Here is a 2,036-nt window from a genome sequence, read left to right on the forward strand (position 1 = left end):
GGCGGCCGTCGGCGCCGTCGAGGACGGCGGGCTGACCGCGCGGGTCGCGCACTCCGAGGAGCTGTACGCGACCGTCGTCATCGGTACGAGAGCGCCGGCCGCCGCGTAGCGGCCCTGAAGGGGTCGCTCACATGGCCTTCCCGCTCTTTTCCCCGTCCGCCGCGAGCCGCGTCAGGGCGGGGGAGAGTGCGGGAATGGTGGCGCCGGCGGCCTGGGCCGCCGTGAGCCGGCGTACGTACTCCTCGGCCTCCTCGCGCAGACCCTCCCGGACCTTGCCCTGCGCGCGACCGGTGAGCCAGACCCAGACGCCCACGGCCGCGAGGACCACGGCGATGAGGTACCCGACGGGCTTGTCGTCCACGTACCCCCAACCCGCTCCGATCGCGGCGACCACGATCAGCAGGAAGCCGATTTCGTCGTGCCAGCCGCCCTTGTCGGCGAGGGCCTCGAACTCCGTTACCGCGAAGGGCTTCCTGGGTACGGCGGGTATCTCTTGGCGAGGCACGGTTGCGGGCGCGGGCTCCGGCGCGGGCTCCGGCACCTCCGGCACCGCTTCGCGATCCGCCGGCTCGTACGCGGGCGGCAGCTCGTACGCGGGGAGCGGCGCTGCCTCACGCACACCGGCAGCCGAGGCTCCCGAGGTGCCGGTCGACGTACCCCGGCCGACCAGCCAGTCCGGGATGTGCGCCAGCGGGACACCGCAGGCACGCGTGGCGGCGAGCACGGTGCGGTAGCCGACGAGTTCGGGGTGGCGGAGCTGCCGGCGCGCCGTGCGGTGGACGCGGACCGCGAGACCGACGCCGACGATCAGCAGCAGGGCGGGCACGGCGTACGCGAGGAGGAAGTTCCTGGTGGCGTCCGCGACGTGGAAGTTCCTGGTGGCGTCCGCGACGTGGAAGTTCTCGGTGTCGTCGAAGCCGGGATGCTGGAGCAGCTCCGGTATGACGAAGGGCCAGATCACCCCGGTGACGATCGTGAGACCGGCGACCCGGACGGGGGCGCTCCTGCCGGTGCGTCTGATGGCCGCCTCGTGGTGGCTGAGCATCACGCGCACGGCCGCGTCGTCGGTGTAGTCCATGCCGTATCGCTCGCCGATCCTTCGCACCTCGGGGAGGAGTCGTGGATCACCGGCGAACGAGGCGGAGCCGACGGGGAGGAGTGGGGACTCTGTCACGTGTGGAGTGCCGTTTCTGCGCGGGTCGGTCGACCGTCGAGCGGTCGATTGGGTCGTGAGCGGTGGCGGACCGTGGAGAGGGATCGCGGTGACGGATCGCGGTGACGGAGCTCAGAAATCGCCTATCAGGGCGAAGGCGAAGGCGAGGCGGCGGTCGAACCAGTCGGCGTGGACGGAGATCTCGGCGCTGCCCTTCGAGGTCATCACCACCTCGGTCCCGAGCCGCCACTCCAGCTTCCGCCGCCCGGTGGCCTGATCCCCGCCGTCGGCACCAAGACCGGCCGCGCTGTCGATGAGGCCGAGGACCAGACCCGCCGCCGCGTGCCCCAGAATCCCCTTGGTGTCGCGGTTCGCCCACTCGCCTCGGCCGGTGATCTCGCCACGGCCGGGGTGATCGATACGCCAGGTATGTCGGAAAGGCCGCTTGGGCGCGACGCGGCGGATCGTACCCAGGGACCTGCCGTCCGCGTCCCGCACCTCATGATGGCGGTCGCCACCGGCTTCCAGGGGCTCGTCGATCGTGCAGAGAACGCGCAGCCGGTCCGGGTCCTCGTAGAGGATCCTGTCCCGCAGCCGGTCATCCGGCCTGCCCACCGCGGCTTTCCTCTCCGCCGGCGTGAGCCGGGGGAGGTAGGCGCACGGCGAGAGTACGAGGGCGTCGACGCCGCCGCTCGGCACGCGTACGGCTCGCTCCCCGTAGGTGACGGACGGCCGCTTACGGGTCGCCGGGCGCTCCTGCGAACTGATGACGAAGCGGCCCACGGTCGACCAGTCGACCTTCTCCAGCGGTGGCTCCGGCGGCTTTTTGCCCCACTTCACGGCGAGCCCTCCGGAGCTGCGGCGGCGGGACGGCGGTCGCCGC

The 2,036-nt window shown here is 72.1% G+C and carries 2 protein-coding genes; both read right to left on the reverse strand.

Going from position 1 to position 2,036, the window contains the following annotated elements:
• Window positions 1–127: 127 nt before the first annotated feature.
• Window positions 128–1,174, reverse strand: a complete 1,047-nt coding sequence (locus tag QR77_RS24075; protein ID WP_063798073.1) for a hypothetical protein — start codon at window positions 1,172–1,174, stop codon at window positions 128–130.
• A gap of 111 nt (window positions 1,175–1,285) precedes the next feature.
• Window positions 1,286–2,036, reverse strand: a 751-nt coding sequence (locus QR77_RS24080) for a hypothetical protein (protein ID WP_236710795.1), incomplete at its 5' end; no start/stop codon positions are given.

It is taken from the genome of Streptomyces sp. 150FB (genome assembly GCF_000818195.1).
Lineage (GTDB): Bacteria > Actinomycetota > Actinomycetes > Streptomycetales > Streptomycetaceae > Streptomyces.